The organism is Haloplanus sp. CK5-1 (genome assembly GCF_037201915.1).
In the GTDB taxonomy this organism is placed as follows: Archaea; Halobacteriota; Halobacteria; order Halobacteriales; family Haloferacaceae; genus Haloplanus; species Haloplanus salilacus.
Genome location: NZ_CP147505.1, coordinates 2,879,670 through 2,901,242, shown reverse-complemented (window position 1 = coordinate 2,901,242; position 21,573 = coordinate 2,879,670). Strand labels below are relative to the sequence as shown.

The following is a 21,573-nucleotide window of genomic DNA, read 5'->3' as shown; positions in this document are numbered from 1 at the left end:
TGCGTTTCTTACATAGAATATAAATACGAGTCTGCTTTAGCCTTGCGACTGCCGCGGACGGCGGCGACGAGCAGACTTAACCAACGAAATTGGGGGTAGAACCAAGTATTGGTTAAGAATTCAGACGCCGTCTTCGAGCACGTCGATGAGTTCTTCTGCTGTGGAACTGATGCGGTCGAGACGGTCGCGAACGATCTTGGGATCGTCCGACTCCCACGCGGCCAGGTACAACGCCGACCCGCTGGTATCCAGCCCACAGTACCGCCCGACGACGTAGGCGACCGCCTCGGCCTCGACTTCGCGTTTCGACCGCTCGGTGTCGTCGTCGTCGACGTCGAAGTGAAGCAGGGCGTGGGCGTACTCGTGGATCAGCGTCCGCGCGAGGTCGGCCTCGTTCTTCCGATCACGCACCTCGACGAGCGGCTGAACGTCGACGAGACTCAACTGCTCACAGATGCCTTTGGCCTCACCGTGCGTCCACTCCGCTTCCGGCACGATTCGCACCGTCACACCGAGTTCATCAGCGGCGGCAGTCAGATGTTCGACGAGGTTGCCGGTGTCCCCGGTCGCTTCCGTGTTCAGGTCGGGAAGCGGCTCGCCCTCGGTCTGGGAGACATCGAACACCGGCGCAAGCTTGAACCCTCGGGCGGTGTCTCGTCGTACTCACAGTTACTGTCCTCGTGGTAGTTCGGCGAATTCTCGCACTCCGGGCACTGCTTGGTGATGATCGGCGCCCAGATCCAGATGGCCGACTCACCCTCCTTGATGTGGTGGTCAAACTCCTCCTGCCACGTCCGGTAGCCCGCAACCCGGCTCGCCTCGGGACACTGCCGCTTGATGAGGAGCGTGTTCCGATACGAGTAATCGTGGAAGCGACTCTGGACGCCGAGCCACTCCTAGAACTCCACGCTGGCCTGCGCGTCGTTGACGCCGATGACAAGGTCGTCGATCCACTCTTCGATGGTACTGTGCATCTGATCGTGGCGGGTATCCGAATCACCGAAGCTAACCCGCGAATCGGTACTCGATAACATTGTCAGAGGGTGTCATAGAACAGTTCGCATACCAAAGAGCAGGGTGAACGCTGAGGTGGAATGAGTTCAGCGACCCTGCAAGATGATCCTTCGGTAGAATCGTTCTTCAATGCCGTGGAAACGGAGACGTTGGCGTTGTTCGAGCACCTCTCCTTCGAGTTTCTTGAAGGGTTCGACGTGTTCGCCCCGGCGGAGACGGGGCGAACACGAGATCTTGAGCCGCCCGAGATGATGCGTGGCTTTCTCCATTGCTATTACAAGAACATCTACGGTATCCGTCCGGTTGCACGAGAACTGAACAACACCGTTGTCTGGCTCAGCTGTAGCTTCGATCGACCGCCGTCGAGAGACGCGGTCGATCGATTCCTCACTGATCTTGAGCACGTTGTTGACCGGGTCTTCGACCATCTCGTCGAGCAGGCCGCCTTGCGGGGCCTGCTCGACTTGACGTATTCTATCGATTCAACCGACGTGAGAGCGATGCCCGCCGATCCAGACGCATCGAAGTGCTATGATCCAACCGATGACGAGTACTACTACGGCTACGGCTGCACGATCGTCTCAACCGGGCAAAAGATCCCGATTGCAGCCGAGTTCACCGAGAGCAAACAAGCACCAGAAGAGACGGCGATGCGCGTCACGCGTGACGCGCTCGCCGTCGGGAAACCGATGTGGATGCTTGGAGACAGTGCCTACGACACGCTCGACTGGCACGACCACCTGCTGGCCGCAGGGGTCGTGCCAGTCGCTCCGTACAATCCACGAAACACCGACGACCCGAAAGATATCGAGTACAGGGTAGAAGACCGCATTGAAAAACACAGCAACGACGTTCAGCTGAAGCAATCAACGCTAGACGAGACGTACAACCGCCGGAGTGGCGTCGAACGAACCAACGAATCAGTCAAGGGCTGCGGCCTCGGGCGAACGCACGCCCGAGGCCGCGTCCATGCACGAGCGCAGGTGTTCCTCGCGTTGTGTCTGCGCCTCGTCGTCGCAATCACCAACTACGAACGCGGAGACAATCCGGGAAGCACAATCATCACGGTGTGAGAAGAGTTCTATGACACCCTCCTGGAGAGCTAAGCTGTCGTGGCCGAGGCGACCGAGAGAACGTATCGTGTGGGAAACACCAGCACCCAGCGTTTGTTGCCTACACACGTCACCTCGCGTTGTATACAGCAGCGTCTTTCCGAACTCCCAGTGTCTGTCAGTAAGAACGCGACCGACGGAGAGTGCGTTCAACGAGACGGCTCGGAAGGGGGATCAGCCCGAGTCCCCGAGTACCAGTCGATGTTCACGGACAGTCGCTAGTTGTCCACTCTGGCTCAAGAGACCAGTTGCTGACACGTAGTGATCAGAATGACGCGACTGAATCAGTCGCCTGATTCAGCCGCCGTCCGGATGGATGCGTGATGAGGCTACCAAAACTCAAACGCATCCTCACAGATCCGGACGAGTACATTTCGAACAGCCAGTTGAAGTCTCTTAGCATGGAGTTGCTTGAGCTGATACCGATGGAAGGAATCGAGGGCTCTGGCCTCGATTCCGAGGAGATCATGGAAGTCGTCTTACGAGCTGCTGTTGACACAACCTCAGTCAACGGCGTCACAACGAATACTGAGGACACGCCAAACCGCGAGCCAGTGATGGACTGGTTGCACACCCTGGAGAAAGAGCCGATGCTCGATGCTGTCAACGATATCCTCGCACTGGTGGCAATGACGGTTCTCGACCGCGGCGGGTCGAGAACCATCTGTCTGGACTTCATGGACAATCCGTTCCACGGTCATCCAGACGACGAGGACGAGTTCAGGAGAATGGAAGCACGGGACGGAACCACGAAGTGTCACCGGTACTGTACTGCGTTCGTCATCGCGCAGGGAAAGCCACTAACACTGGCAGTTGAACCAGTTGATGGCGAGGACAGCAAGGCCGACGCGGTCGAGCGCGTGCTCGCCCGCGTCGAGACATATCCATTCGAGACCGACCAGATCCTCATGGACAGAGACGCCTTCGTCGGGGAGTTAATCGGTGTTCTTCGGGAGACAGCACCGCCAGTCTTTCCGGTCATAACCCGGAAAGACTCGCTCCGGGAGAAACTTGCTGTCACTGCTTCGCATATGACAGAAGAGACGGTCTGTGAAGACAAAGAGTACGAACAGACGTATCCGCTGGCAGTGAACGTCACCTACCAGAACGGTGATCGTGGAAAATCAGGGCTCAAACAAACGGGCTACGCGGCGTACGGTCTGGAAGACCGCACGCCGCAGCAAGTGGCGCAGGTCTACAACCATCGGTCACGGATCGAGAAGAGCTATGAGAAGTTCCGCGAAGCGCGTGCTTTGACAACGACGCCATCGACGATAATTCGGCTCTTCTACGTGGGTGTCGGGTTCCTGTTGGAGCAGTTGTGGCTCGTGTTGCAATGGGCAGTGCTCGCCCGGCCACGGCGTGGCGGGCGAGCACTCCCGACAGATTTCACGTTCAGTGATGGGTTTCTCCACGGGATCGAGCAGGTGTTAGACGATGAGCTCGGCTGGAAGCAAAAGCATCGGACAAACAGTGAAGGGTTACCACCAGGATACGAGCACGGACTCGGCTGAGCCGCCTCGCTTCGGCTGAAGCGAGGCTGGCGAACAGCGACAGCTATCTTTTGACGGTCGTCGAAATAACTGCCACAGCGGACAACAGCCAAGTATTTGATATTTTTCTAACTCGGTGCAGCGTCAGGAGTGGAATTCGTCTCGTTTCGGCCTTCTTATCGTGTTAAACCGGACTCTTGCCACCGGCGCTATCGATAGAGTGGACAACTAGCGACAGTGCCTCCGATCCGGGTGAGAAGGACGACGACGCCGATCGCAGCGAGCAAGATACCAGCGACGGATCCCAATGGGTAGTAGAGAAACCAACCCAGTGCCATATTTAGAACGGCCAAGACGAACGGGTAGATAGCTTGCAGTAGACTCATCGTTCTCACGGGTGGCTACACGTGGGCCTATCAAAGATGTAGCTGAAGCTCAAAGAGTCAGCTAAGTTTGAGAAACGATAGCAGAATGGCGGGGAAGTAGGAGTGGATTCCGCGTTCGTATTGGATAGACTGCCAGCACGAATGTACGACCGTCTCGACGGTGTGCTCAGTCAAGCTAAACCGCCGCTCGAACTTCAAAACCGCAGGTGCCGACGCTGCTGTACCGTGTTGGATAGACTATGTATTCGGACCTCCACACCCGTCGCATTCCGCATTATGAGTCTCGGAGTAGGAGTCTCGTTACCAGCCGCTACCCCGATGAGTTGGCTCCCGAACTCCGAGTGCTGCCGGTCTCCACGCTGGCTTCCGCGGCGGCGTCATCGCGATTCTCACGTTCGTGTTTACCGACGCACTGACAGCGACACGGCCGGTGTCCGGACTCGTGTTCCCCGCATTCGGTGACAGGGCAGTGCTGTGCATATCGCCAACGTTCGGATCGGTTTCGGCCGTGTCGGCGGTTGGATGGCGACCACCGTTGTCCCACGACCTAGTCGTTCCACGGGAGCGTTCCGGTCGGAAACGTACACGCCATCCGCGGTAACGGCGGGCGCAATCTGCGTCGCGGTGGAATCGACCGGGTTGGACTCGTCATAGCCGAGTGGGACCATCGACTGACGCCAGCGTTCGGTGCCCGGGGGCGAGTCGAACGCATGCGGCCGCGCTCCGAGCGAACACGTCGCTTTCAGCGACGGTGAGGCCGTACGTCCACCCGTCACCGTCGCGGACTGTCCCGACGACCTCACTGTCGGTAAGGCAGAGGATCGTTACCGACGCAGGTACCGGATCTGGAGCGTCGCCCGTCGGGACGTAGAGGTGTCCCCGACCTTGATCGGGGGGCGGCGCACCCGAGACCTCGCTGTCGAGACGCCGCTCCACTGCTCGTCACCACCGGGTGTGACGGCGACGACTCGCTGCTCGGCGGCAAAGTGGCCGATCCCATCCCGAACGACGGGCAGCGTGTACGGTCACCCACCCGAGGCGAGAGCGTCGTAATCGCTCGATCTGCGTGCGTACGACCGCTTTCGGATCCTCTCGTGAGTTCGAGCGTATCACTATCACGCACGCGCTAGTGTCTCGACGGTCCGTCTGGAGATATCCGGGGCCGCACGTCCGATAGCCGTCGCGACGGCGTAGTCAACGATGTGGGGATCGAGACGCGAAACGGAGACTTCCCCCTCGTATCGGGCGAGTTCCCAGTCGGTACTGGCAACTCGCCAGGCAGCACTCGTGACGGCCGTTCGCGTCAACTCCGGCGCAGGACTCTCTTCGAGCGCCGCTTGCAGCGCATCGTAGGCAGCCGACCGGATCTCTCGAACCGCCTCGGCACTCCGTGGTCGGGAGAGTTCGCCCTCGTCGATACGCTCCTGCAGGCGATCCAGTGCCTCGAAGTGTGTGAGACGTCTATTCGCGTCGATCACGGCACTGGCTGGCCCGGTCGCGTCCACGACGCGATCGATCCCGTCGTCGGCGTCCCGGCGGAGGTCTCCGATCACCCGCTCGGGGATGTCCCACTCCTCGGCGGTCGGTTCCGGTGGTAACTCCGGCCGGCGCGACCGGACGTCCGCGAGTAGCGTCTCGGCGGCCGCCGTGAGTGTCTCTTCGACAGGGCCAGCGTCGGCCGGTAGCGACGTCGCGAACTGCGCGTCGAGATGGCGGACGTCGTCGAGGTGTGCCTGTGCTAACTCGGCGTCCTCACCCCACTCTGCAATGTACAGGAGTCGGTTTCCATCCTGTGAGGGGACTCTACTGTTGATCACTCGCTCCAGTGTGTCCTCGATACGGGCGTGGACGAGCGCCGCCCGGGTGAGATCGGTGCCCACGTACTCGTGGGCGTTCCGAACCGACTGGGCGTCCGAGACCGTCTGCCTGTACGCTCGCTGTATGGGTTCAACCGAGAGACCACGGTCGGCGACTGCCCATCCAGCGGCGGCGTACCGGGCCTCGGTGCGTGCCCGCCGGAGTGACTCGAGTGCCACCAGTTCCGTCCGGGCGTCGCGTGCATCGGTGATTCCGGTGGTGGCGTCGGTCGCAGCGTCGGCGAGTTGTGTGCGGATGTAGCCGTTCGGAATATCCTCGGGTCCCAGCGGTATCGGGAGGTCTGCGAGCAGTGTCGTGACCCTGTTCCGGGCGGCGTCGAAGTGCTCTGGGGCGATATCGACGGGGACAGATTCGGGAATAACCGGTTCCGGATCCTCGTCGGCGTCGATATCCGGGAGGTCGTAGGCTCGTAGTGTCGCGTCCGTCCCACCATCCAGTCCAGGGAGTCCACCACAGCCGGCGAGGACGGTCGTCCCGGTCAGTGCCAGCAGTCCCCGACGGGTCGTCCGCTCCCGATCCGGCGTGGACGCACTCTCCTCGTGCATCACTGACCACCTCCGGAATCGATCGTCGCCGTCTCGGTCCGAATATCACTCTCGCTTGCGGGCGAAGGCTCAGATCCACCCTCCCCCTCGGCGTGTCCTCGGCGTCGGTCGCAGACTCCGGACCCGATCGAGGACGAGTAGCTGTTTAGGTCGGCTGCCTCGATCGCGTCGGGGATCCGGACGAGTCGAGCCTCGACGACCAACTCGTCGGCCTCACAGCGCTCGGTATACGGGCGGAGTTGTCGGGTGTAATCCGTCGATATTTCGGTCGGCGTCCAGCCGATGTAACAGAGATCGAGTCGGAAACATTCCTCGACCGCCCCCATCTCGACGTAGACTGTCTCGCCCGCAAAGTCCGTCGCTGCGAGAAACGACTCGACCTGATCACGGTCGACAGTATCGGCGACATCGAGACGGTCAGCACGAGCCGTGTCGTCAACGACGATAAACTCGCGCCAGCGGTCACGCTCGCTTGCGGCCGGACGACCGCTATCTTCGCTGTTGGACGTCGCGAGCCAGATCGGCGGGCGATCGGTAGCCAAGCGGAGCAAGAGTGTCTCCGGATCTGTCACTGACCCGGACTCAGGACGGCCGTTGCTCCCGCCTCGTGGGGCTGTACGCGTCGACTCGGCCGAGCCGTCGAGTAGCCCGCTACACCCGGCGAACCCGGCGGCGAGCCCCGCGGCTCCGTGGAGGAGGGCACGACGTGTCGGGGAGACCATTGTCCACCGACGGTTCGGACAGCTCAGGTTAAAAACCACTCGTATCGCCCGTGTACGCTCTGCTCACCCGAGGTCCGTATACTCGAACGTCGATAGCCGCCCAGCAATCGCGTAACGTGAAACGATGTAGTGGATCACGACGACCGGGACCTCACGGGGCCCGCCACTGCGACCGGCGGGACCACGTCGGCGGTGCTGTACGCGTCGTCGGCTACTTCTCTGGGAACGTCCGAACCGCCGTCACTCCACACCGAGGGGGGTCACCCCGACGTCCTCGAACGCGCCGTCGTCGAACACCGTGACCCGTCCGTCCTCCTCGCTGAGCGTGATCGCTGCGGCCACCGCGTCTCGCGTCGACGTCTCCAGTGCGCCCATGTGTCGGGCACCCATCCAGCCCGCGTGTCCGGATCGTCGGTCGAGTCACCCGTTCCGTTCGTCCCTAGACGGGGAGCGCATAGTCACCCCGACTCTCACGGTGGTGGCACCGTCCTGATTAACCGGGTGAACCGGTGTGGGTCTGTTGACCCGATTGATCAGAAATCCGGACACGCGTGAATACGCCAGGGGATGAAACGCCCGGCGGTCAACACGGAGACATGGGAATCGAACACGTCGTAGCCAGCGGTGCTGCCTCGATCCGGGCGATACCGTTGCAGTTCGGCGGCGGCCTGATCGAACTCGCGGTTCTCTTTCTGATACTCGCGCTCGTTACGGGGATCCTCGGCGCACGGGGGATCGCCGGCCTCAGCATGGAGATTGCGAAGTGGCTCGTCATCATCTTCGTCGTCCTCGCCGTCGTCTCGTTCCTGTTGTAGGGACGCCGACGGCGACCGGACTAACTGCGTTCGACGTTCGTGAACTCGAAGCGCGCGCCCCCCTCGTCGCCGTCGGTGACACGGACCTCCCAGCCGTGTGCCTCGGCGATTTCGTCGACGATGGTGAGTCCGAGTCCGGTTCCGTCGGATGAAGAGGTACGCCCCGGTTCGAACACCGCATCGCGTTCCTCGGGTGGGATACCGGGTCCGTCGTCGGAGACGTAGAACCCGCCCTCGACGGGGCCGATTGTGACGGTGACGCCGGAATCGTCGTCCGTCGAGCCGTGCTCCACACTGTTCCGAAACAGGTTCTCCAACAGGTGTTGGAGTCGATCCCGGTCGGCGCGAATCCGGAGTTCGTCGGCCACCTCGAGACGTCCCTCGCCGGTCGCGACCACGACCCAACTCTCCCTGGCGACCGCCGCCACGTCGACCACGTCGGACTCGCCGACGGCCCGCCCCTGTTTCGCCAGCGTCAAGGTGTCCTCGATGATCGCGTCCATCCGGTCGAGCGCGTCCTCGACGCGACGGAGGTTCTCGCTCGACTCGGGACGGTCGACCGCGTCCAGCCATCCCCGAGCGGCGTCGAGTGGGTTCCGCAGGTCGTGGCTCACGACGCCGGCGAACTCGTCGAGTCGCTCGTTTTGGCGTTCGAGCTCGCGCTCGTGTGCGAGACGGTCCAGCGCGGTTTCGGCGTTGGTCGCCAGAATCGCCGCGAGTTCGATGTCCGACCGGTCGAACGCGCCGACCGCGGTGTCGACGACGCTCACGACGCCGTGCTCACCCATCGGGAGATACATCGCGGCGCGGGCGTCGCCGCGGCTGTGCCCGTCCTCGATATCGCGGACGTCGTCGATTCGGATCGGTTCCCCGGTCAGATACGCCCGGCCCGCGGGTGTCGTGTCGTCGATAGGGTACGAGGGACGCACTCCCATCGTCGACAGGGCCGCGGCGGTGCTGCTCGCCGGCCGGAGTCGACCGTCCCTCGCGAACCGGACGACGGTGTTCGCGTACTCCAGAATCGTATCCGCGGTGTCGGCGATCAGCGTCGCGATCCCCGACGGATCGTCGGCCTCGACGAGCCGACGCGTGGTGTCGTGGAGCGCGCGGAGCCGCCGCTCGCGCCGCTTTCGGGAGGACACGTCCCGGAGGACGCTGACGATCAACCGCTGGTTCTCCAGTTCGAACACGCGGGCGTTGATCTCTATCGGAACGCGGTCTCCGTCGGTTCGTTCGACACAGAGATCCGTCCCGTCGGGGAACTGCGTGAAGATGGCGCCGTCTTCGGGGACGCGTCGTGTATAGAGGTCGCGGTACCGGGCTTCGTCCGCCGCCGGGTGGACGACCGTGTGAGGTTCACCCACCAACGTCTCCGGATCGTCGCCGAGGAGCGTGGCCACCTCGTCGTTGGCGTCGACGATTTTGCCCGTCGTCGCATCGGTGATGAGGACGGCGTCCGGAACTGCTTCGAGGATCGTTCGGTAGGTCTTCTGGTACGTTTCCCGCTCGCTGACGTCGCGGACGACCGCCATCACTTCGAGACTGCCGGCGGTTCGGATCGGGCTCAGGCTGATGTCGACCGGCATCGTCGAGCCATCCCTGCGTCGGCCCTTGAGGTCCATCGCGGCCCCCATCGGTCGCGTCTCCGGGTCGTCGAGGTACGCTTCCCGGTCGGCCGCGTGGATCGACCGCACCGACGCCGGGACGAGCACTTCGACCGGATCGCCGAGCAGTTCGGCCGGCTCGTAGCCGAACATGTCGGCTACGCGTTCGTTGGCGTACGTGATCCGTCCGTTGTCGTCGACGAGGAGGATAGTGTCCGGCGAAGCCTCACAGATCGCTTCGTATCGGGAGTGAAAAGCCTGTGACATGTTCGGGTGTGTCGGTCGCCTTGGCGTGATGTGGGAACGCTATCACCGATCCGAATAAATGGTTCCATTTCTGGTGGGCACGACGGCGAGAGCCACACCGTTTAACACAGCACGCCACGGATGAGCCCACAATGCCACCGGAGCAGCCGACAGTTCTCCTCGTCGACGACGAGGAAGACATCGTCGACGTCTACGCACTCGCCTTCTCCGACGACTACGTCGTCGAGAAGGCCTACAGCGGGGAGGAAGCGCTGGAGAAGGCGACGGACGCCGACGCGATCCTCCTCGATCGACGGATGCCGGGGCTGTCCGGCGGGGACGTTCTCGACGAGATCAGACGCTGTGGGGTCGGCGCGCGGGTCGCGATGGTAACCGCGGTCGATCCGGACTTCGACATCGTCGAGATGGAGTTCGACGCCTACCTGACCAAACCGGTCACCGACGACGAACTCCGGTCGACGGTCGACGAACTGCTCACCCTCTCGGAGTACGACAGTCAGGTTCGCGAGCGCTTCAGCGTCGCCGAGAAACTGACGACGCTGGAGGCCGAGAAGCCGAAGCGGGAACTGGAGTCGAGCAGCGAGTACCAGACACTACGGGAGCGCGCGGACGAACTCGACGCGCGGGCCTCGGAGACGGTCGGGCAGATGGATCCGAACACGTTCGAGAAGGCGTTTTTCGACATCGACGCCGGAGACGCGGACGCCGACGAGACGTAGCGGCGCTACGCGTACTTCGCGACGACGTTCAGGATCTCGTCGAGTTCGTCGCCGTCGAGCGAGTAGCGGCCGTGGGCGAACACCGAGCGGAGTTCGTCGCGATCCTGCGGGAGGAGGTCGACGATCTTGAACGCCGCGATCTCGTCGACCTGATCGAGTTCGAGCAGTTGCTCGACCATCTCGCGGGACTCCTCGGCGTCGAGGACGGCGAACGTGTTGGCGTGTTCGATCGCCCGCGCGAGTTCGTAACGCATCTCGCGGTCGGGGTCCGCGGCGCGGTCCGCCTCGACCTCGGCGAGGAGGTCTTTGACCTCCGAGACGGTGACGAACTCCTCGTCGATCCGCTCTTTGAAGATGGTCATCGCGCGTTACTGCTGGGCCTTGAGGTGGGCCGGGCGCGCGATGATCGTCTTCTCCTTGCCGCCGTCGTTGATCTCGACTTTGAAGGCACGGCCCTGCATCCCGAGGACAGTGCCGGTGTGCCCGTTGAATCGGGGGTGGAACCGACCCTCGGTGACGCTCGGGTCGAGCGTGAGGTGGACTTTCTGACCGACATCGTACTCCTGAATCGCTCGCTGTGGCGGAGACGCACCGCGGTCTCGCGGATCGTTCGAGAGTTTGCCGCGCGTCCCCTGCATAGGCCCGTTTGAACTCGGCATTGTCGTGGGAGAGGATACTGTCGTGGTGGTTATAAATGGTGCGTTACGGGCCGGGCGTTCAGATGCGGCCGACGTTCTCGACGGCGACGCTCTCGACGCCGTCGACCCCGCTGAACGACTCCTCGACGGCCTCGGTGCCCCCCGCGTCGTCGGGGACGATCACCGTCGGCAGGAGGGCGACCAGTCCGAACGCGACTTCGTCGCGTTCGAACCCGTTGATCTTCGCACCCTCCGGGAGCGAGGCCTCCAGGCGCTCCTGCAGGTCGTCGAGGTCGACGTCGGGACTGTTGGGCATGACCTTCATCTTGGCAGCGACCTTGCCCATCGTTACGGCCCCCGGAACCCGCAGTCGGGACACTCGTAGAGATTGCTCTGCTTGCGGCATTTCGCACAGCGGTAGATTCGGTGGCCACAGTCCGGGCACTTGAACGAGGCGGCGCTCATCCCGGAGATGTTGATGCCACAGGAGACACACTGGCGCTCCTGCTTTCCTTCCGTCTGGCTCATACAGTGACGAACCCACTCGGAGGGTTTAATCGTTGTCTTTCGGGTCTCTCGACGGCCGGCGGTGCCGGTCAGCCGGGGCCCGGAACGCCTTCAGTCTGAACTCCGGGACGACCGACTCGACGGCGTCGGGGTCGCCAGTCCACGTCACGCGAACCTCCGTGAGCCTGTAGGACGGCCCGACGGGGACGGCCCGCGTCGAGAGCGTGGCCCGCCAGCCGGTTCCGTCGACGGTTCTGTCGTCGATTCGGTCGCCGCCAAGCGACTCCAGGTACCGGATCGCCTGCGCTGGCGTGATCCCCCTGAAGCCGTGTGTGATCCGGAGACGGCCGTCCGTTTCCGAACGCTCGATCGGTGGAATCGCTTCGAGTGCAGCCCTGCGTTTCCGGTGGGCCGTCGCGTGTGTCGTGCCCGTCATATCCGACCACCGCGTTACTATCGGATCGCTAACAATAACAGCCCACGGCCGAGTCCCACTTCGCGGGAGTGCCACGAGCGAAGCGAGCGGGTGGGACTCAGCCACGCGCGTCGAACGATCTGAACGAACCGGGCGTGGCGACGTCGGGACTACGCCGACACGACGGCGGGACCGAGGACGGCCATCAGGTGGACCCGCCGCACGCCGAGGACCGGCGGAAGTAGCCCTACGACCGCCGCGAGCGCGAACACCGCGAGACCGACACCGCCGGCGAAGAGGTACGCGAGGACGACGAGGACGCCCCCCGTCGCGAGCGACACCCGAGTGTAGTCGAGACGGCCGACCGTCCGGAGGTAGGCGTCGCCGACGGAGACGACGAGGACGAACCCGACCGCGGCAGCGAGACACGCCGTCCCCACCAACACGCCCGTTGCGTGCGGGACGCCCGCCCGGTCCATCGCCACCATCACGCCGGTCCGGGGGGTGCCGAGGGCGACGAGTGCGAACAGGGCGAACACGGTGTTGGCGGTGCTGGCCCCGCTGGAAGCGACGAGGAACCCCCGCGCGCCGGACCGACCGGGGACCGCCGGCAGGACGAGCACCGTCCCGACGGCCGCGGAGACTCCCGGGAGATAGCCGACGAGCGCGCCCGCCCCCGTGCCGGCGCCCGCCGTCCCGACCACCGTCCGCGGGTCGAGCGTCACGGCTGGGTCGGCCTGTGGGGGGACGCCCTCGCCATCGAGTGCCTCGACGAGCACCGGCGCCCCGAACAACCCGGCGAACAGCGGCGCGAGGACACCCCCGGCGGCGACGGGGCCGGACGGATCGAGGTCGAGAACCAACCACCCCAACCCGGCCGCGACGAGGAGCGTCCCGACGGCGACGACTCGCCGTCGCCACGTCGGTTCGGTGGCGACGAGGACGACAGCCACCGCGACCAAGAGGACGGGGACGTGTCGGCGGAGCGTCGGATAGACGGCCTCGACAACGCCGGTCAGGACGACGGCGACCGGTACCGCCGCGAGGGCGGCGAGGCCGCTCCCGAGCGCGGAGAGCCGGAGCGCCTCGCGGCCCCGGCCGTCGAGGACGAGTCGGTGGCCCGGCAGCGTGACGGCCGCCGTCGCGGGGTCCGGAACGCCCAGTGTGAGCGCCGGCACCACGTCGAGGAAGGTGTGGACGACGCCGGCGGCGAGCATCGCGGCACCGAGCGCCACCGACGGACCGGGGAGGGCGGGGACGGCCGACGCCAGCAACAGCGCGAAGTTGTTGGCGTGCAGTCCGGGCGTCAGACCACTGCACGTGCCGAGGCCGACGCCGGCGACGGCGTAGCAAAGCGTCGTGGGGCCGACGGCCGGTGGCATCGAGACCGGGTGGCCGCCCGCTCGTATTTGAACCCCCGGCAGCGAGGCTGTTCGATGCGGTCGCGGAAAAAATCGGGATCGTCGCGTGGGCGCGGTGTGACCGACTCAGCCGAAGAGTTCGCCGAGGCCCTCGCCGCTGGCCTCTTCGTCCTCGTCGTCTTCCTCGGCGGCTTCCTCTTCCTCGTCGGCGGCCTCGTCGCCGCCGGCGTCCTCGTCGTCGTCGTCGTCGTCGTCGGTCGTCTCGGCGGCACCGCCGGCCGCGCCGCCCGCGGCGGGCGCTGCGGCGGCCGTGTCGATGGCCTCCTCGATGTCGACGTCCTCGAGCGCCGCGACCAGCGCTTTGACGCGGGACTGCTCCACGTCGACGCCGGCGGCTTCGAGGACCGCGGTCACGTTGTCTTCGTTGATCTCTTCGCCCGTCTCGTTCAGGATGAGTGCTGCGTAAACGTATTCCATTGTTTGTCTCCGTAGTTAGCCGAACATCGCGCCGAGACCCTCGCCGGCGTCGCCACCGTCGTCGTCGTCGTCGGGGTCGTCGTCCGCGTCGGTGTCGGCGTCTGCGTCGGGGTCGCCGTCACCGTCGGCTTCGTCTGCAGTTTCGTCTTCGTCGCTCGATTCCTCTGCCCCCGTCGCGGGCGCGTCGACGCCGCGCAGTTCCTCGGGGAGCGCCTCGTCGTCGTCGATCCGTGCCGCGATGGAGCGAACCTGGCCGTCCGCCTTAGCCACGAGGTCCGGCAGGACGTCGGGGTCCTCGATGGCGGCGAAGACGCCGAGCGCCTTGGCCTGCCCGGCCGCCTTCGCGAGCAGCGTGCCCGCGGTGCGGGCCGTCGGGTACTCGGCGTTGACCGAGAGGTTGCGTCCGGCGGCCGCGGCCGACGCGATGTCGTCCCGGTACTCGTCGACGTCGATGGCGAGCTCCTCCGGTGCGAACAACACGCCCTCGGAGTAGACCGAACGGAGGTCGAGTCCGACCTCCTTGGGCTCGATGCCGAGTTCGACCAGGACGTTCGCGAGTTCGGTGCTGACCTCCTCGCCGGCTTCGAGCACCGTCGAGTCGGCGGTCACCTGGATCGACCCGTCCATGATTCGGGCTTCGGCGCCCACCTGCTGGAGTTCGCCGACGAACGGGCCGGGGTCGACCCCCGTATCGCCCTCGGGGATCACGATGTCGTTGGGGGCGATTTCGCCCGCGTTGATCGGGGCGGGCGTCTTCGACGCTTCCAGTTGCTGGTAGAGGCCGAAGGGGTTGTCGTTGGTGCCGATGAGCGCGACCTGCGCGGAGACGAACTCCGAGAGCTGTTCGTGCCCCTCACCGACCTCCTCGAGCGCGCGCTGGACGAGCGTGTTTCGGCTCATCCGCACGGCGGCGCTGCCGTGGAGTTCGCGGCGCATGTTCTGGAGCTGTCGGCTCGGGATGCCGGCGACGCCAACGATGCCGACGCTCGCGTAGGAGTCGATGAAGTCGACGAGTTCGTCGACCTCCTCCCGCTTCCACTGCGGGATGGTCTCGGTCCGACGGACCGACTCGCTCTCGCTCATGCGGGCACCTCCACGGACGGTCCCATGGTGGTCTTGACGTACATCGAGTCGATGTTGAGCGGACCCTTCTCGAGGGCCGCCTCGAGTCGGCGGACGATCACGTCCACGTTGTCGGCGATGTCCTCGGCGGACATGTCCTGTGCGCCGACACGCGTGTGGAAGGTCCGGCGGTCGCGACTCCGGAGCTGAACGGTGTTTTTCATCCGTTCGATCGTCTCGACGACGTCGTCGTCGGGCTGGAGCGGCGTCGGCATCTTGCCGCGCGGCCCGAGGACGGTCCCGAGGTAGCGACCGATGTCCTGCATCAGCGCCGCCTCGGCGACGAAGAAGTCGGTTTCGTCGGCGAGATCCTTGGCCGCGTCGTCGTCGTCGCCGAGGTCTTCGAGGTCGTCGGAGTCGAGGACCTCGTCGGCGACGTCTTCGGCACGCAGGGCTGTCTCACCGGTTGCAAAGACGACGATCTGCGTCTCCTGGCCGGTTCCGGCCGGCAGGACGACGCTCTCGTCGACGCGATTCGACGGGTCGTTGAGATCTAAGTCGCGCAGATTCACGGCGAGGTCGACCGTCTCGCGGAAGTTCCGCGGCGGCGCCTCGTCGAGTGCGCGAGAGACTGCTTGCTCTATTGTATCTGCCATCTTTCACCTCCGTAGTACGCTTTCGCTCCTACGGGTCAGTGAAACAGGCGTGGGCCTGTCTCACCGGAACGAGGTGGATGTCGGACTTAAACCCGTCGAAGCGTCGATAGTCGTGGTCGACGGTATCAGTACACCAGTTCGCCGGAGACGAACTTCGCGGTCCGCTCGTCGGTGGGGTTCTCGAACACCCGTTCGGCGGATCCGAACTCGGCGACGCCCTCGCCGAGGACGACGGCGACTCGGTCGGCGATCCGTTCGGCCTGGTGCATGTCGTGGGTCGCGATGCCGACGCCGATGCCGCGGTCGCTGGCCTCCGAGATGGCGTCCTCGATGAGGTCCGTGTTCCGCGGGTCGAGGTCGGAGGTCGGTTCGTCGAGCAGGAGGTAGTCGGGGTCGTACGCGAGCGCCCGAGCGAAGGAGACGCGCTGCGCCTCGCCGCCGGACAGCGACCGAGCTTCCTGGTGGAGTTTGTCGTCCAATCCCACTAGGTCGAGCGAGTCGGTGACGGCCTCCGGCGTCTCGTTCGACCCGAGGACGGACCACAGTCGGTCGCGCCAAGACTCACGCACCCGGAGTCCGTACCCGACGTTCCGCTCGACGGTGGCGTCGAACAGGCTCGCCTCTTGGAACACCATGCCGATGCGCCGACGGAGGGCGAGTCGGTCGTCCTCGCTCAGCGACCAGACGGGGTCGCCGTCGAGGGAAACCGTCCCGCCGTCGGGGTGGAGAGACAGAGCGAGGATCCGGAGGATGGTCGTCTTCCCGACGCCCGAGGGGCCGATGATGGCGACGACCTCACCGGGATCGAGGGACAGCGAGAGGTCCCTGACGACCGTCTCGTCGCCGAAGCCGTGCGTGACGTTCGACAGTCGGACCATCAGCGCATCGCCCCCTCGTCGCCGAGACGGACGACGACGGCGTTGATCGTCAACACGAGCGCGAGCAACACCGCACCGAGCACCATCGCGGTGTCGTACCGGCCCTGTCGGGCCTCCAGTTGGATCGCGGTCGTCAACGTCCGCGTCTTCGAGATGCCACTCGAACTGGTGATGTTGCCGCCGACGATCAGCACCGATCCGACCTCGCTGATGGCGCGGCCAAAGCCCGCGAGGATCGCCGTCGCGATGCCGTACCTGGCTTCCTTGATCACGACCAGTGCCACGTCGACGCGCGTCCCACCGAGGACGTGGGCGGCGTCGCGGACGTTGTCGTCGACACCTCTGATGGCTGCGAGGCTGATCGCCGTGATCGGCGGCGTCGCGAGCACGAACTGGGACATGATCATCGCCTCCTTGGTGAAGATGAGGTTCAGGTCGCCGAGCGGCCCTTGATTCGAGACGCCGAAGAGAACGAGCAGCCCGACGACCACGCTCGGAAAGCCCATCCCCGTGTTGATTATCGACTTTACGAGCTGCTTGCCGGGGAAGTCGGAAAACCCCATCAGCATCGCCACCGGGAGGCTGAACAGCGTACTCAGGGCCACCGCGGTGACGCTCACGTACAGCGAGACGTAGATGATACTCCGGACGTACCCCTCGCGGAAGGGGAACTCGACGATCCCGGGCACCAGGTGGACGACCGGTTCGAACGGCACGGTTACTCGTCCGAGGAGTCGCTACTCCAACCTTGTGGAACGTACTGCTGGAAGTCCGGGTCCTCCGAGACCGCCCTGGGGAAGAACAACTGCTCGCCGTTCATCTCGTAGCTCGAGATGGCGTCCTGTGCGCCGGGGCTGGTGATCCACCCGATGTAGGCCATCGCGAGGTCGTAGTTGGTGTCGTCGTGGACGCCGGGATTGACCGCCATGACCCCGTAGGGGTTCGAGAGGATCTCCGGCCCACCCTCGATCGGTCCCTGCACCAGGATCACGAGGTCGACCTCGGAGCGCTGGGAGATGAAGGTTCCGCGGTCCGAGAGGGTGTACGCACCCTGCTGGTTGGCGATGTTCAGCGCCTCGCCCATGCCGGCGCCGATCTCTTGGTACCAGTCGCCGCCGGGGTCGGTGCCCGCCGCCTCCCAGAGATTGAGTTCCTTGGTGTGGGTGCCGGAGTTGTCGCCGCGGGAGACGAACGTCGCCTCCGACTCGGCGATGGCGTTCAGCGCGTCGGTCGCCGAGTCCATCCCTCGAATCCCGGCGGGGTCGTCCTCCGGGCCGACGATGACGAAGTCGTTGAACATCAGGTCTCGGCGGTTGACGCCGTAGCCGTTGCGCATGAACTCGTCTTCCAGGCCGCGGGCGTGGACCATCACCACGTCGGAGTCGCCGTTCCGGGCCGACTCCAGGGCTGCACCGGTCCCCTGGGCCACCGCGTCGACGGTGACGCCGTACATCTCCTCGAAATCGGGGTGGATATCATTGAGGAGCCCCGTGTCGTAGGTACTGGTCGTCGTCGTCAGCGTCAGCGTCTCGCCTTGCACGCCGACGCTCTCGCTTTGCCCCCCGCCGCCGCCACCGGAACACCCGGCGAGTCCCGCGACGATTCCACCGCCGAGCGCCGCGACGAACCGGCGTCGTTGTATCGTCATAGAAACAACGAGGCAGGGGGTGATAAAATTTCTTTCGGTTCGAGTAACCGTACTCGGGTTCGTAGTTCGTGCTCGATCGGGTATCGAAACGCTTTCTCATTACATCTCGCTCACCACATGCTCGGATGACTGCAAGACAACGCCTTTGCACGCCCGTGTGGTACCGTCGGTATGGAGTTCTCGACCGAGTTCGACGCCCGTCTCGGGCAGGGCGACGTGACGCTCGCCGAACGCGACGTCGAACTGCTCCGGGCCGTCGACGACCACGGCTCGATCAACGCCGCGGCGACGGCGCTCGGTCGGTCCTACTCGCGGGCACAGCAACGGATCGTCGAACTCGAGGACGCCTTCGGCGAACTGGTCGAGCGGACCCGGGGTGGGTCGGGCGGCGGCGGCAGTCGGCTGACGGAGCGTGCGGACCGCCTCCTTTCGCGGTACGACCGGTTGCGCGCGGAGTTCAGCGGCGTCGCCGAGACGGCAGAGACGGTCCTGCCCGGGCGGGTCGTGGACCGCGAGGGCGAACTCGCCACCGTCGAGACGGCGGCCGGCACGGTCCGTGCGCTGGTCCCCGAGGGTGGCGAAACCGTCCGCCTCACCCTCCGGGCCGACGCGGTGACGCTCCAGTCGCCCTCGGAGTCGCCCGACCCCGACCGAACGAGCGCACGGAATCGGGTTCGAGGGACGGTCCTCGCCGTCGACGCCGGCGAGTCGGTCGCCCTGGTCACCGTCGACGTCGGCGGCGACGTGTCGCTGTCGGCACTGGTCACCGCGGCCAGCGTCGAGAAACTGAACCTCCACCGCGGGACGCCGGTCGTCGCCTCGTTCAAGGCGACGGCCACGCGCGGTGTCCGGACCGACTGACCGCGGAAACCCGAACCCTCAGCCGGTTTCGACAGGTGTATCGACGGGGACGGCGAACGCCCTCGCGTGTCAGCCGACCTGTTCACGCCGCTCGTACTGCGTGGCACCGAGATCCCGAACCGGGTGATGGTATCGCCGATGTGTCAGTACTCCTGTGAGGGCCGGGACGGCCTGCCGACCGACTGGCACGACACCCACCTCGTCAGCCGTGCCGTCGGCGGGGCTGGACTCGTCATGACGGAAGCGACGGCCGTCGAGGCCCGCGGCCGGATCACACCCCACGACCTCGGTATCTGGAGCGACGACCACGCGGACGCACTCGCCGATATCACGTCGTCGATCAGCGACCGGGGGAGCATCCCGGGGATCCAACTCGCCCACGCCGGGCGGAAGGCGTCGAAGACGCGACCGTGGGCGGGTGGCGACCCCCTCACGGGCGAGGACGGGTGGGAGACGGTCGCCCCGAGCGACCGCCCGTGGCCCTACGACGACGACGCGGTGGCCACGCGGGCGATGACGACCGACGACATCGACGACGTGATCGACTCCTTCCGGGTCGCCGCCGAACGCGCCCGCGACGCCGGCTTCCGGGTCGCCGAGATTCACGCCGCCCACGGCTACCTCCTCCACGAGTTCCTCTCGCCGGTCACCAACGACCGCGACGACGACTACGGCGGGAGCTTCGGGGACCGAACCCGGATCCTCCGCGAGATAGCGAGCGCAGTCCGCGAGGTGTGGCCGGACGACGACCCCCTGTTCGTTCGAATCTCGGCGACCGACTGGCTCCCGGATCGGGAGTCCTGGACCGTCGCCGACTCCGTCCGTCTGGCCGACGACCTCGCGCCCCTCGGCGTCGACCTGATCGACGTGAGCGCCGGCGGCATCCACCCCGACCAGCGGATCCCCTCGACCGGACCGGGGTATCAGGAACGCTACGCGCGACGGGTGCGCCAGGAGACCGAAGAAGACGTCGCCGTCGGGGTCGTCGGCGGCATCACGACGGCCGAACAGGCCGACGCCCTAGTCCGCAACGGCCGGGGCGACCTCGCCATCGTCGGCCGGGAACACCTCCGGGACCCGTACTTCGCGCTCCACGCCGCACAGGCCCTCGACCGCCTCGACGCCGACGGCGTCGAGGTGCCGGTCCAGTACGACCGCGCGTTCTAGCGGTCGGGCGACGGCGCGGCGAACTCTCCGTCGTCGAACGCCAACTCCTCGGCCTCGGCGGCCACGCGCAGGTCGTCGCGCTCCCGCGCGGCCTCGATAAGCGGTTCCGAGGCGTAACACCGCTCCAGTCGCATCGTGTCGGTCACCCGCAGGACGCGGGCGTCGGGACCGTCGACCGGCCCGATGGTCCCGAGGACGCCGAGCAGTCCCGCGCGGTCGTTCTCGACGACGGGTGGCAGGCGGACGCCGCGGACGGTGCTCGCGGTGATCGCGTTGATGAGCGTCTTCGACGGCTTCAACCCCTCGGCGACGTCCGCGTGGGCGAAGTCGGCCTGTCCCATCCCCATTGCGTTGCCGTGGGTGCGCTCGGTGAACCCGCGGAGGTAGATCCGCTTGATCGTCGGCGACTCAGGTTCGGGTTCGTTGATCGTGAAGTGTCGCCGCCCGGTGACGTTCGTGTCCATCCCCTGCCCGCTCACGTCCTTGCCGATGCGGTCGACGACCAGGACGTCCAGGTCGTCGAAGGGGAGTTTCGGCATCCGGTCGTGGGCGGTCTCCAGGAGTTCCCGTTCGCGGTCGAGGAAGTCCGAGGCGGGGACGCCTTCCAGGAGTGTCGTGTCGTCGTGTTCGTCCTCGACGATGGCGACCCCGCCGGCGACCGGGAGTGCTTCGAGCAACTGCTCCGTGATCTCGGGGAGCATGTTCCGCAGGCTCCAGTCGACCGCCCAGTCGTGAGCCATCTTCGCTCCCTTCTGTTTCCCCATCCCGATGACGAGCATCTTCGAGAGGCCGCTCTCGACCTCGCCGCCGAAGTCCGTGTGTGGTTTGATCCGGTTGACCATCACGATGGCGTCGGCCGCCACCGCATTGGCGTCGGCGTACACCGGCACGCCGCGGTCGGGCGTCTCGCCCACCGTCTCCACCGCCATCGTCGAGCGGATCTCACAGCCGATGCTCTCCTCGGTGACGCCGAGCGTGTTCAGTTTCTCGCGCTGTCCCTCGGCGGTCGCGCCGCCGTGACTCCCCATCGCCGGGAAGACGAAGGGGTCGTACCCCTGGTCGCGGACGCCGGCGACGACGCCGCGGACGATGGCGTCGAGGTTGGCGATGCCGCGACTGCCGGCCCCGATGGCGACTTCGCCGCCCTCGGGTGCCACGGAGAGGTCGAGGTCGGCCGTCGCCTCGGCGGCCCGGCGTTCGACGTCGTCGACCGGGATCGGATCGGTCTCCCACCGCTGTTCGATGATCCCCATGCGTGGGAACGTCTTGTCCCCGACGGTCGCTCGGATGGTGTCCTCGGGAACGACGAGTGAGTCGGCCATACCGTCTCACTAACGCGGAGGGTGAA

The 21,573-nt window shown here is 65.4% G+C and carries 23 protein-coding genes and 1 pseudogene; 6 read left to right on the top strand and 18 right to left on the bottom strand.

The genetic code is table 11. The features are described 5' to 3' along the window. Positions 1–120: 120 nt before the first annotated feature. A pseudogene (locus NBT81_RS15375) lies at positions 121–1,034 on the bottom strand (DUF955 domain-containing protein). A 60-nt stretch (positions 1,035–1,094) separates the two neighbouring features. Between NBT81_RS15375 and NBT81_RS15370 the strand changes: the two are divergent. Further along, on the top strand, positions 1,095–2,087 hold the full coding sequence (locus NBT81_RS15370; protein WP_338738304.1) for a transposase: 993 nt from the start codon (positions 1,095–1,097) through the stop codon (positions 2,085–2,087). 362 nt (positions 2,088–2,449) lie between these two features. Next, entirely contained in the window at positions 2,450–3,640 is a 1,191-nt protein-coding gene (locus tag NBT81_RS15365; protein ID WP_338737857.1) for an ISH3 family transposase, read from the top strand. A 1,480-nt stretch (positions 3,641–5,120) separates the two neighbouring features. Here NBT81_RS15365 and NBT81_RS15360 read toward each other — a convergent pair. The 3 genes from NBT81_RS15360 to NBT81_RS15350 all read right to left on the bottom strand — a co-directional run bounded on the left by NBT81_RS15360 (position 5,121) and on the right by NBT81_RS15350 (position 7,540). Continuing rightward, positions 5,121–6,428: a hypothetical protein gene (locus NBT81_RS15360; RefSeq protein WP_338739716.1), complete on the bottom strand. Its 1,308-nt coding sequence runs from the start codon at positions 6,426–6,428 to the stop codon at positions 5,121–5,123. Continuing rightward, positions 6,428–7,150, bottom strand: coding sequence for a hypothetical protein (locus tag NBT81_RS15355; RefSeq protein ID WP_338739715.1), 723 nt, complete (start codon positions 7,148–7,150; stop codon positions 6,428–6,430). Before NBT81_RS15355 ends, NBT81_RS15360 begins: the two co-directional genes overlap by 1 nt. A gap of 240 nt (positions 7,151–7,390) precedes the next feature. Beyond that, positions 7,391–7,540, bottom strand: coding sequence for a hypothetical protein (locus tag NBT81_RS15350; protein ID WP_338739714.1), 150 nt, complete (start codon positions 7,538–7,540; stop codon positions 7,391–7,393). 206 nt (positions 7,541–7,746) lie between these two features. On the opposite strand from NBT81_RS15350, the gene NBT81_RS15345 reads away from it, so the two are divergent. After that, entirely contained in the window at positions 7,747–7,965 is a 219-nt protein-coding gene (locus tag NBT81_RS15345) for a DUF1328 domain-containing protein (RefSeq protein WP_338739713.1), read from the top strand. Between the two features lie 20 nt (positions 7,966–7,985). Here the strand turns inward: NBT81_RS15345 and NBT81_RS15340 are convergent, their stop codons facing one another. Beyond that, positions 7,986–9,836 carry a PAS domain S-box protein gene (locus NBT81_RS15340; protein WP_338739711.1) on the bottom strand — a complete coding sequence of 617 codons (1,851 nt, stop codon included), beginning with the start codon at positions 9,834–9,836 and terminating at the stop codon, positions 7,986–7,988. Positions 9,837–9,967: 131 nt separating this feature from the next. On the opposite strand from NBT81_RS15340, the gene NBT81_RS15335 reads away from it, so the two are divergent. Then, complete coding sequence (locus NBT81_RS15335; protein ID WP_338739710.1) at positions 9,968–10,555, top strand: HalX domain-containing protein; 588 nt, start codon at positions 9,968–9,970, stop codon at positions 10,553–10,555. Positions 10,556–10,560: 5 nt separating this feature from the next. Here NBT81_RS15335 and NBT81_RS15330 read toward each other — a convergent pair whose 3' ends face one another. The 12 genes from NBT81_RS15330 to NBT81_RS15275 all read right to left on the bottom strand — a co-directional run bounded on the left by NBT81_RS15330 (position 10,561) and on the right by NBT81_RS15275 (position 18,197). Further along, positions 10,561–10,917 (bottom strand): RNA polymerase Rpb4 family protein, encoded by a 357-nt coding sequence (locus NBT81_RS15330; protein ID WP_338739709.1) that lies wholly within the window; start codon positions 10,915–10,917, stop codon positions 10,561–10,563. A 6-nt stretch (positions 10,918–10,923) separates the two neighbouring features. Then, a complete protein-coding gene (locus NBT81_RS15325) occupies positions 10,924–11,214 on the bottom strand; it encodes a 50S ribosomal protein L21e (protein ID WP_338739708.1) in 291 nt (96 codons plus the stop codon). Positions 11,215–11,272: 58 nt separating this feature from the next. Next, on the bottom strand, positions 11,273–11,539 hold the full coding sequence (locus NBT81_RS15320) for an elongation factor 1-beta (RefSeq protein ID WP_338739707.1): 267 nt from the start codon (positions 11,537–11,539) through the stop codon (positions 11,273–11,275). A 2-nt stretch (positions 11,540–11,541) separates the two neighbouring features. Next, positions 11,542–11,721, bottom strand: coding sequence for an HVO_2753 family zinc finger protein (locus tag NBT81_RS15315; RefSeq protein WP_338739706.1), 180 nt, complete (start codon positions 11,719–11,721; stop codon positions 11,542–11,544). A 25-nt stretch (positions 11,722–11,746) separates the two neighbouring features. After that, the gene (locus NBT81_RS15310) at positions 11,747–12,136 is read right to left on the bottom strand and encodes a hypothetical protein (protein ID WP_338739705.1); all 390 of its coding nucleotides are present in this window, start codon (positions 12,134–12,136) and stop codon (positions 11,747–11,749) included. Positions 12,137–12,285: 149 nt separating this feature from the next. Next, a complete protein-coding gene (locus NBT81_RS15305; protein ID WP_338739704.1) occupies positions 12,286–13,497 on the bottom strand; it encodes a tripartite tricarboxylate transporter permease in 1,212 nt (403 codons plus the stop codon). Positions 13,498–13,602: 105 nt separating this feature from the next. Continuing rightward, positions 13,603–13,953 (bottom strand): 50S ribosomal protein P1, encoded by a 351-nt coding sequence (rpl12p, locus tag NBT81_RS15300; protein WP_338739703.1) that lies wholly within the window; start codon positions 13,951–13,953, stop codon positions 13,603–13,605. A gap of 15 nt (positions 13,954–13,968) precedes the next feature. After that, positions 13,969–15,036 carry a 50S ribosomal protein L10 gene (locus tag NBT81_RS15295; RefSeq protein WP_338739702.1) on the bottom strand — a complete coding sequence of 356 codons (1,068 nt, stop codon included), beginning with the start codon at positions 15,034–15,036 and terminating at the stop codon, positions 13,969–13,971. Further along, complete coding sequence (locus tag NBT81_RS15290) at positions 15,033–15,671, bottom strand: 50S ribosomal protein L1 (protein ID WP_338739701.1); 639 nt, start codon at positions 15,669–15,671, stop codon at positions 15,033–15,035. The genes NBT81_RS15295 and NBT81_RS15290 overlap by 4 nt, the downstream gene beginning before the upstream one ends. 125 nt (positions 15,672–15,796) lie before the next feature. Beyond that, the gene (locus NBT81_RS15285; protein ID WP_338739700.1) at positions 15,797–16,549 is read right to left on the bottom strand and encodes a phosphate ABC transporter ATP-binding protein; all 753 of its coding nucleotides are present in this window, start codon (positions 16,547–16,549) and stop codon (positions 15,797–15,799) included. Continuing rightward, a complete protein-coding gene (locus tag NBT81_RS15280) occupies positions 16,549–17,265 on the bottom strand; it encodes an ABC transporter permease (RefSeq protein ID WP_338739699.1) in 717 nt (238 codons plus the stop codon). The genes NBT81_RS15285 and NBT81_RS15280 overlap by 1 nt, the downstream gene beginning before the upstream one ends. A 2-nt stretch (positions 17,266–17,267) precedes the next feature. Beyond that, on the bottom strand, positions 17,268–18,197 hold the full coding sequence (locus NBT81_RS15275; protein WP_338739698.1) for a substrate-binding domain-containing protein: 930 nt from the start codon (positions 18,195–18,197) through the stop codon (positions 17,268–17,270). 171 nt (positions 18,198–18,368) lie between these two features. Between NBT81_RS15275 and NBT81_RS15270 the strand changes: the two genes are divergently transcribed. Both NBT81_RS15270 and NBT81_RS15265 read left to right on the top strand, forming a co-directional pair. Then, entirely contained in the window at positions 18,369–19,058 is a 690-nt protein-coding gene (locus NBT81_RS15270; protein WP_338739697.1) for a TOBE domain-containing protein, read from the top strand. A gap of 66 nt (positions 19,059–19,124) precedes the next feature. Further along, positions 19,125–20,225, top strand: coding sequence for an NADH:flavin oxidoreductase/NADH oxidase (locus NBT81_RS15265; RefSeq protein ID WP_338739695.1), 1,101 nt, complete (start codon positions 19,125–19,127; stop codon positions 20,223–20,225). Here NBT81_RS15265 and NBT81_RS15260 read toward each other — a convergent pair. After that, positions 20,222–21,547, bottom strand: a complete 1,326-nt coding sequence (locus NBT81_RS15260; protein ID WP_425498682.1) for a DUF362 domain-containing protein — start codon at positions 21,545–21,547, stop codon at positions 20,222–20,224. The two genes, NBT81_RS15265 and NBT81_RS15260, sit on opposite strands and share 4 nt — an antisense overlap. Positions 21,548–21,573: the final 26 nt, after the last annotated feature.

Bases quoted from the DNA above. Each gene is read 5' to 3' on its own strand.
- NBT81_RS15370 (WP_338738304.1), top strand. From the start codon at position 1,095: ATGAGTTCAGCGACCCTGCAAGATGATCCTTCGGTAGAATCGTTCTTC.
- NBT81_RS15365 (WP_338737857.1), top strand. From the start codon at position 2,450: ATGAGGCTACCAAAACTCAAACGCATCCTCACAGATCCGGACGAGTAC.
- NBT81_RS15360 (WP_338739716.1), bottom strand. From the start codon at position 6,428: ATGCACGAGGAGAGTGCGTCCACGCCGGATCGGGAGCGGACGACCCGT.
- NBT81_RS15355 (WP_338739715.1), bottom strand. From the start codon at position 7,150: ATGGTCTCCCCGACACGTCGTGCCCTCCTCCACGGAGCCGCGGGGCTC.
- NBT81_RS15350 (WP_338739714.1), bottom strand. From the start codon at position 7,540: ATGGGTGCCCGACACATGGGCGCACTGGAGACGTCGACGCGAGACGCG.
- NBT81_RS15345 (WP_338739713.1), top strand. From the start codon at position 7,747: ATGGGAATCGAACACGTCGTAGCCAGCGGTGCTGCCTCGATCCGGGCG.
- NBT81_RS15340 (WP_338739711.1), bottom strand. From the start codon at position 9,836: ATGTCACAGGCTTTTCACTCCCGATACGAAGCGATCTGTGAGGCTTCG.
- NBT81_RS15335 (WP_338739710.1), top strand. From the start codon at position 9,968: ATGCCACCGGAGCAGCCGACAGTTCTCCTCGTCGACGACGAGGAAGAC.
- NBT81_RS15330 (WP_338739709.1), bottom strand. From the start codon at position 10,917: ATGACCATCTTCAAAGAGCGGATCGACGAGGAGTTCGTCACCGTCTCG.
- NBT81_RS15325 (WP_338739708.1), bottom strand. From the start codon at position 11,214: ATGCCGAGTTCAAACGGGCCTATGCAGGGGACGCGCGGCAAACTCTCG.
- NBT81_RS15320 (WP_338739707.1), bottom strand. From the start codon at position 11,539: ATGGGCAAGGTCGCTGCCAAGATGAAGGTCATGCCCAACAGTCCCGAC.
- NBT81_RS15315 (WP_338739706.1), bottom strand. From the start codon at position 11,721: ATGAGCCAGACGGAAGGAAAGCAGGAGCGCCAGTGTGTCTCCTGTGGC.
- NBT81_RS15310 (WP_338739705.1), bottom strand. From the start codon at position 12,136: ATGACGGGCACGACACACGCGACGGCCCACCGGAAACGCAGGGCTGCA.
- NBT81_RS15305 (WP_338739704.1), bottom strand. From the start codon at position 13,497: ATGCCACCGGCCGTCGGCCCCACGACGCTTTGCTACGCCGTCGCCGGC.
- rpl12p (WP_338739703.1), bottom strand. From the start codon at position 13,953: ATGGAATACGTTTACGCAGCACTCATCCTGAACGAGACGGGCGAAGAG.
- NBT81_RS15295 (WP_338739702.1), bottom strand. From the start codon at position 15,036: ATGAGCGAGAGCGAGTCGGTCCGTCGGACCGAGACCATCCCGCAGTGG.
- NBT81_RS15290 (WP_338739701.1), bottom strand. From the start codon at position 15,671: ATGGCAGATACAATAGAGCAAGCAGTCTCTCGCGCACTCGACGAGGCG.
- NBT81_RS15285 (WP_338739700.1), bottom strand. From the start codon at position 16,549: ATGGTCCGACTGTCGAACGTCACGCACGGCTTCGGCGACGAGACGGTC.
- NBT81_RS15275 (WP_338739698.1), bottom strand. From the start codon at position 18,197: ATGACGATACAACGACGCCGGTTCGTCGCGGCGCTCGGCGGTGGAATC.
- NBT81_RS15270 (WP_338739697.1), top strand. From the start codon at position 18,369: ATGGAGTTCTCGACCGAGTTCGACGCCCGTCTCGGGCAGGGCGACGTG.
- NBT81_RS15260 (WP_425498682.1), bottom strand. From the start codon at position 21,547: ATGGCCGACTCACTCGTCGTTCCCGAGGACACCATCCGAGCGACCGTC.